This is a genomic window from Parablautia muri (assembly GCF_009917485.1).
Classification (GTDB): domain Bacteria; phylum Bacillota; class Clostridia; order Lachnospirales; family Lachnospiraceae; genus Suilimivivens; species Suilimivivens muri.
In genome coordinates, this window is record NZ_QZDT01000016.1 from 94564 (window position 1) to 102531 (window position 7968).

A 7968-nucleotide genomic window follows, 5' to 3' on the forward strand; every position below is an offset into this window, starting at 1 on the left:
CAGTAAAGCAGAAATCGGTCGGACAAAGGCTCTCCCGCCGCAGCTACCTGCATGATAGATAGGTTTTGCGTGAAGACAATTATAGCAAAACGGGCGGATTTTGGCAACTTGATATCTGATATAAAAATGACAGAGGATGCTTGGTTACTTGTTACTTTCATGGGATATTTGACTTTGGGAAATAGAATGATACAATGGATAAGAGACAGAAAATCATTTAACCGGAATCTGTTTGAAAAGGAGATGTGTGCAAATGGAAAATGAAGCAAAAAAACATTCGTATAAGCTACTTGCAGCAATCGCGGCAGTTGCAGGTGTGTTGTTGATAGGAATAGTGGGAACGGTAATGTGGCTGCTTAAAGCCGATAGTCCTTCTGCTTTTGATGGATATATGGATACGCTGTTTAAGGAAGATATTGTGGAGAATACCATCAATCTTCATTACACCCTTGCGCATCCTGAAAATTATGGGATTACGGATTACGAGATTTCCCTTGGTTCTTTCACCACCAAAGATTTCGAGGAAAATTATAAAGAATTGGAGGAAATTAGAGCAAGGCTCCTTAAGTTTAATAGAAAGAGTCTGTCTAAGGAGCAGCAGCTTACTTACGATATTTTATTGGATTATGTGGATACGGAGCTTTCTGTGAAAGATCTGGCGCTTTATAGTGAGGTGCTAGGACCTACCACCGGTTACCAGGCGCAGCTCCCTGTAATTTTGGCGGAATATGCCTTCCGCACAAAGCGGGATATAGAGGATTATCTGGCTTTGCTTTCAAAAGTAAAGGAAATGGCCGGGCAAATCATAGAATTTGAGCAGGATAAGGCGCAGGCCGGGCTTTTTATGTCTGATTATGCGGCGGATGCAATTATTGCCCAGTGCGAGGAATTCATTTCGGAACCGGAAGATAATTACATGATAGACGTTTTCGATGATAAAATAGATGCCTTTGCGGGGCTTACCCAGGAGGAGAAAGAAGAATATCAAAAAAGGAACCATGATTTGATCACAGGTGATGTGGTGGAGGCTTACCAGATATTGATTGACGGCCTAAAGGATCTTAAGGGAAGTGGAAAAAATGAGTTGGGATTATGCTATTATGAAAATGGAAAAGAGTATTATGAATATCTGCTAAGGTCAGGTACGGGTTCAGATGTTTCTGTGAATAAGCAAAAGAAAAGGATTGAAAAGTATATAAGAGATTATTTTCAGACCGTATATGATGCAATGTCCGAAAATCCGCATATTTATGACGAAATCATGGAATACCAGTTCCCGGATATGGAACCGGAGGCTATTTTGGAGGATTTATTGGGGAAAATAGGCGAAGATTTTCCGGATCCGCCCCAGGTGGAGTATACTATTAAATATGTTCATCCATCCATGCAGGAGAATATGAGTCCGGCTTTTTACCTGACAACCCCTGTTGACGATATTCAAAACAATCTGATTTATATCAATCAAAAGCATACCGGAGGGGATGCGGAGAGCGGTACGGAGCTATACACAACCTTAGCCCATGAGGGATATCCGGGCCATCTGTATCAAAATGCCTATACGGTTTCAGGGAACCTTCCTTTGATCCGCAACCTGTTTTCTTTTACAGGATATGCGGAAGGATGGGCGACTTATGTGGAGTTTGAGTATGGATATGATTTTGCGGGGGCGGATGAAACCCTTGCGGATGTGCTTGCAGGCAATGAGGCCACGCTCCTTGCCCTTTCAGCTTATATAGACATAGGGATTCATTATGATGGATGGGACAGGGAAGATGTGGCGGAGTATATCGCGGGCTTTGGCACCACAGACCAGGATGCAATAGATGAGATTTTTAACTATATTGTGGAGGAGCCGGGGAATTATCTCAGCTATTTTATCGGATATCTGGAATTTCTTGATTTAAGGGAGAGAGCTGAGGAAGAATTGGGGGACGCCTTTGATGCAAAGCAGTTCCATGATTTTGTCCTGCGGACAGGACCGGCGCCCTTTTATATCATAGAGGAATATATGGAAGATTGGATGACAGAGCAAAAGTAAGGAAGAATAAAAATGCGGGGAGCCCGGGGCTTTCCGCATTTTGCATAGGGAAAAGCAATAAATAACTGCCGCAGGTATCTAATTTGTCAATTGAAGCGGGAGATCTGTTGTGCTATAATAGAGCGATTACGGTTACATCCGGGCAGATATACACTGTCAGCCCGGCTTAAGGGAACCTTCGGTTCCGGTCACATTTGACGGATTGCCGGCGGGAATAAATGACAGAAAGGGAGCAGGGACTACATGAAAGCATATTTAATTCTGGAAGATGGAACTGTTTTTACAGGGACGCATATAGGCGCCCACAGGGAAATAATCAGTGAAATTGTATTTAATACCTCCATGGCTGGATACTTAGAAGTGCTCACCGACCCATCCTACGCGGGACAGGCGGTCTGCATGACCTATCCTCTGATTGGCAACTATGGCGTATGCAGGGAAGATATGGAATCGAGTAAGCCCTGGCCGGACGGTTTTATCGTAAGGGAGCTGTCCCGTATGGCCAGCAATTTCAGAAAAGATATTCGTATCCAGGAATTTTTGGAACACTATGAGATTCCCGGTATTGCAGGCATTGACACCCGCGCGCTTACTAAAATTCTCCGTGAAAAGGGCACCATGAACGGTATGATTACCACCAATGGCAGCTACGATCTTCCTTCAATTCTCCCCAGGCTAAAGTCATACACCACAGGCAAGGTGGTCGAAAAAGTAACTTGTTCCCGGAAATATGAAATTAAAGGAGCCAAAGCACTATCCGAAAACGGGCCGCTCTCCGGTCAGGCAAAATTTGTGAGGGAGGACTACGAAAACGGGGTGCGGGAAATGCGTCCCAGCATGACAAAGGCATTAAACGGCCTGGGGAAAAGGGTGTCGCTGCTTGATTTAGGCGCAAAGGACAATATTGCGAGGTCTCTTGCCCAGAGAGGATGTGATGTGACGGTATATCCGGCCCTTACAAAAGCGGAGGATCTTCTTTCCAATAAGCCAGATGGCATTATGTTAAGCAACGGCCCGGGAGACCCCAAGGAATGTGTGAGCATTATAAAAGAAATCAAAAAGCTTTATGAATCGGATGTGCCGATTTTTGCCATCTGTCTGGGGCACCAGCTGATGGCCCTTGCTACAGGAGCGGATACCTTTAAGATGAAATATGGGCACCGGGGCGGCAATCATCCGGTGAAAGATTTGGAAACAGGGCGGGTTTATATTTCTTCTCAGAACCACGGTTATGTGGTGGATATGGACAAGCTGGATGAAAAGATTGCTTATCCGGCCTTTATCAATGTAAATGACGGTACCAATGAGGGACTTGCCTATCGGGATAAAAACATTTTTACCGTCCAGTTTCATCCTGAGGCCTGTCCGGGGCCGCAGGATTCAGGATACTTGTTTGACAGATTTATCAAAATGATGGAGGTGGGGAAAAATGCCTAAGAATCCAAATGTAAAAAGAGTCATGGTGATTGGCTCCGGTCCCATTGTAATCGGACAGGCAGCGGAGTTCGACTATGCAGGTACCCAGGCGTGCCGTTCCCTGAAAGAAGAAGGGGTGGAAGTTATACTGGTGAACTCCAATCCTGCTACCATTATGACGGATAAGAATATTGCAGATAAAGTATATATTGAACCGCTAAATGCCAAGGTGCTAGAGCAGATTATCGAAAAGGAGAAACCGGACAGTATTTTGCCCACTTTAGGGGGACAGGCTGGGCTTAACCTTGGTATGGAGCTAGAGGAATCAGGCTTTCTTGCATCCCATGGGGTCAAGCTTCTTGGGACTACGGCCGCTACCATTAAAAAGGCGGAGGACAGACAGGAATTTAAGGACACCATGGAAAAAATCGGTGAGCCCTGTGCCGCATCCAAAGTGGTGGAGACGGTGGAGGACGGAGTGGCTTTCTCGAAACTCATCGGATATCCGGTGGTGCTGCGGCCAGCCTATACGCTGGGCGGTTCCGGCGGCGGCATTGCCTACAACCAGGAACAGCTTGAGAGTATTTTGGAGAACGGCCTGCGCCTTTCCCGTGTAGGGCAGGTTTTGGTGGAGCGGTGCATTGCCGGGTGGAAGGAGATTGAGTACGAGGTAATGCGGGATGGAGCCGGGAATTGTATCACCGTGTGTAACATGGAAAACATTGACCCGGTGGGGGTGCACACAGGGGACAGTATTGTGGTGGCGCCTTCCCAGACCTTGGGGGACAAGGAATATCAGATGCTGCGCAGCTCTGCTTTAAATATCATCAATGAATTGGAGATTACAGGAGGATGTAATGTGCAGTTTGCCCTTCACCCTGCCAGCTTTGAATACTGTGTGATAGAAGTAAACCCCCGTGTGAGCCGTTCCTCCGCGCTGGCCAGTAAGGCCACAGGGTATCCGATTGCAAAGGTGGCGGCCAAAATTGCGCTGGGCTATACGTTGGATGAAATCAAAAACGCTGTCACAGGAAAAACCTATGCAAGCTTTGAACCTGCCTTAGACTATTGCGTGGTGAAGCTCCCGAGACTTCCTTTTGATAAATTTATCACTGCCAAGAGAACGCTGACCACACAGATGAAAGCCACCGGAGAAGTTATGAGCATTTGTGATAACTTTGAGGGGGCCCTGATGAAGGCGATTCGCTCTCTGGAGCAGCATGTGGACTGTCTTTTCAGCTATGACTTCAGCGCGCTTTCCATAGAGGAGTTAAAGGACAGGTTAAAAATTGTGGACGACCAGCGGATTTATGTGATAGGGGAGGCCCTTCGCAAGGGAATGGATTATGACACCATACACCATATTACCATGATTGATCACTGGTTTATTGACAAGATTGCTGTTTTGGTGGAGATGGAAAAAGCGCTTAAAGAAGGGCCTCTTACGGTGGAGCTTCTTAAAGAAGCAAAGCGCATAGCGTTTCCCGACAATGTCATCAGCTCTCTTACGGGGATTCCCGAAGGAGAAATCAAAAAGATGCGCTATGACAATGGTATTGTGGCAGCTTATAAGATGGTGGATACCTGTGCGGCCGAGTTTGAGGCAAGCACGCCCTATTATTATTCGGTTTACGGCAGTGAAAATGAGGCCGCTTTGACCAACCCGCCTAAAAAGGTCTTGGTGCTTGGTTCCGGGCCTATCCGAATCGGACAGGGAATTGAGTTTGACTACTGCTCCGTCCACGCTACCTGGGCTTTTTCAAAGGCAGGATACGAGACGATTATCATCAACAATAACCCGGAGACGGTGAGCACGGATTTTGATATTGCAGATAAGCTTTATTTTGAACCCCTTACACCGGAGGATGTGGAGAGCATCGTAAATATAGAAAAGCCGGACGGGGCTGTGGTGCAGTTTGGAGGTCAGACAGCCATCAAGCTTACGGAGAGCCTGATGAAAATGGGAGTTTCCATCCTTGGGACAAAGGCCGAGGATGTGGATGCCGCCGAGGACAGGGAACTGTTTGACAAAATTCTGGAACAGACTGAAATTCCCAGGGCGGCAGGCGGAACCGTTTATACAGCCAAAGAAGCCAAGGCGGTTGCAAATAAGCTTGGATATCCTGTGCTGGTAAGGCCTTCCTATGTGCTTGGGGGGCAGGGGATGCAGATTGCCATTTCCGATGAAGAAATAGAAGAATTTATGAACATTATCAACCGGATTGCCCAGGACCACCCGATTTTGATAGACAAATATCTGGAGGGTAAGGAAATCGAGGTGGACGCGGTCTGTGACGGAATCGATATTCTGATACCTGGTATCATGGAGCATATTGAAAGGACAGGAGTCCATTCCGGCGACAGCATTTCCGTCTACCCGGCCTTCACCATTTCGGATAAAGTAAAGGAAAAGCTTACGGAATATACAAGGAGGCTTGCAAGGGCGCTGCATGTGAAGGGGCTTATCAATATTCAGTTTATCGCCATTGGGGAAGAAGTGTATGTCATAGAGGTGAATCCCCGCTCCTCCCGCACCGTGCCTTATATCAGCAAGGTGACAGGTATTCCCATTGTTGACCTTGCAACGGAAGTTATGATTGGCAAAACCATCCGGGAGCTGGGCTACGAGCCGGGGCTTTATCCGGAGGCGGATTATTTTGCCATCAAGATGCCGGTGTTTTCTTTTGAAAAAATACGAGGCGCGGAAATTAGCCTGGGTCCTGAGATGAAGTCCACGGGAGAGTGTCTTGGAATCGGGAAAACCTTTCATGAAGCCCTCTACAAAGCGTTCCTCGGGGCAGGGGTAGACCTTCCCAGACATAAACAAATGATTATAACCGTAAAGGACGCGGACAAAGGCGAGGCGGTGGAGATTGGGCGTAGATTCGAAAAGCTTGGCTATATCATTTATGCCACAAGGAGCACGGCGGCGGCGTTAAATGAGGCGGGGGTAAAGGCCCGCAAGGTCAATAAGATTTCCCAGGAGTCGCCTACGGTCATGGACCTTATTTTAGGGCACAGGATTGATTTGGTCATCGATACCCCTACCCAGGGAAGGGATAAGTCAAGGGATGGTTTTCTGATTCGGAGAACTGCCATTGAGACCGGCGTTAACTGCATTACGGCAATGGATACGGCCCGGGCTCTGGTGACCAGTCTTGAGAATGCACACGACAAATTTACTTTGATAGATGTGGCTTCTATTGGGTAATAAATTCTATCAATATATATTATGTATTCAAGAACAACAAGAATTACTTCGCAACTTGCAAAAGAATTATTTTTTTGTTAAGCAAAATGCTATTTTTAATACTGAATTTATGTATATATGTGAAACTTTACGTGAAGTAGAACAAAGTATTATTATCCCGGAACAACTACAAGCTTTAGTCAACTCTATTCCTAAAAATGGCTAATATGACAGATAAATAGTAAATATGGCTATCAGGTTATGCATTAGAATGCTATTTTCAGAGATGGGAGTATGAAACCATAGTACATGTACCGAAAAAGATAGATAGAAAAGTGGATGTAGAAAGCAGATATGATATTATTTTCTATTTTGTTGCGGTAACCAATTTGCTTTCTGATAGGTAACTAAATCGGTAAGGTGCATATCAACAAGAAAAGACGGTATAGCCCTTGTAATAAGACTATATCGTCTAAGTTGCAATTAATTCCTTGTGATTAAGAATATTTCTCATTGTAAACTTTTAAAATTTAAAGAAGTTCCCTTATACGACTATACCGAGAGAATAAACGACTCATAATAATATGGAATTAGAGAGTCATGTGTCAGGAACTTCATTTCTTCTGCTTTCGCCTGAGCAATCATTATTCTGTCAAATGGATCATTATGCCGTGGGGCATTGTCTGGATATTTCAAATCTTTTAAAGCAAAGGTGTGTTGATTTAAAATTGGCAGAACTTTAAATCCTGTATTTTCACAACTTTGCGCCAGAGTGTACCCATCAATAATTACTTTTTCAGGATGTGACATATGTTTAATAATAATTTCCCATATTGATGCAGTGCTGTAATATATTTCATTGTTTTCATCAACAAGAATGTCCTTTGCTGCTTTTGGTAGCTTAGGATCGTCCTATATTGCCCAAATAGCAATATGTGTATCAATCAAAACTTTCATTTATCTACTCCAAACATTTCAGCAATTTCATTATTACACTCATCCAAATCATATCCATCTGCAATAAGTTTTTTCCCCTTTAGGATGCCCAATTTACGTTTTTTTCTTTGTGCTGTGGCCTCCATCAATTGGTTTTCAGCCGGTTTCACAAAACGCTGTATCATATCAAGTATAAATTCGAGGCTATCGTCAGACAAACCTTCTATTGATTGAACTACCTGATTGTGTAATGTGGACATTATAAGCACCTCCTTCAAAAACATAACACAAGTAACAATATAGTATTCTTTTTACATACTCAAACTTCGCACATAGATTTTAGCTATGCACCTTGAAAACTCAATATCTGGCAATGATTCAATTATCA

5 protein-coding genes and 1 pseudogene are annotated in these 7968 nt (G+C 44.6%); 4 read left to right on the top strand and 2 right to left on the bottom strand.

Annotated features, from left to right (window positions below; genetic code table 11):
* The first annotated feature begins 51 nt into the window (after positions 1–51).
* The 4 genes from D5281_RS11350 (at position 52) to carB (ending at position 6665) form a co-directional block, all read left to right on the top strand.
* Positions 52–264, top strand: coding sequence for a hypothetical protein (locus D5281_RS11350; RefSeq protein WP_160560300.1), 213 nt, complete (start codon positions 52–54; stop codon positions 262–264).
* The gene (locus tag D5281_RS11355; RefSeq protein ID WP_160560302.1) at positions 254–2038 is read left to right on the top strand and encodes a DUF885 domain-containing protein; all 1785 of its coding nucleotides are present in this window, start codon (positions 254–256) and stop codon (positions 2036–2038) included. The genes D5281_RS11350 and D5281_RS11355 overlap by 11 nt, the downstream gene beginning before the upstream one ends.
* Before the next feature lie 243 nt (positions 2039–2281).
* A complete protein-coding gene (locus D5281_RS11360) occupies positions 2282–3475 on the top strand; it encodes a carbamoyl phosphate synthase small subunit (RefSeq protein WP_160560303.1) in 1194 nt (397 codons plus the stop codon).
* Positions 3468–6665 carry a carbamoyl-phosphate synthase large subunit gene (gene carB, locus D5281_RS11365; RefSeq protein ID WP_160560304.1) on the top strand — a complete coding sequence of 1066 codons (3198 nt, stop codon included), beginning with the start codon at positions 3468–3470 and terminating at the stop codon, positions 6663–6665. The genes D5281_RS11360 and carB overlap by 8 nt, the downstream gene beginning before the upstream one ends.
* Positions 6666–7196: 531 nt before the next feature.
* Here the strand turns inward: carB and D5281_RS11370 are convergent.
* A pseudogene (locus tag D5281_RS11370) lies at positions 7197–7541 on the bottom strand (type II toxin-antitoxin system VapC family toxin); the annotation flags it as partial.
* Positions 7542–7597: 56 nt separating this feature from the next.
* Entirely contained in the window at positions 7598–7840 is a 243-nt protein-coding gene (locus tag D5281_RS11375) for a hypothetical protein (RefSeq protein WP_160560306.1), read from the bottom strand.
* Positions 7841–7968: the final 128 nt, after the last annotated feature.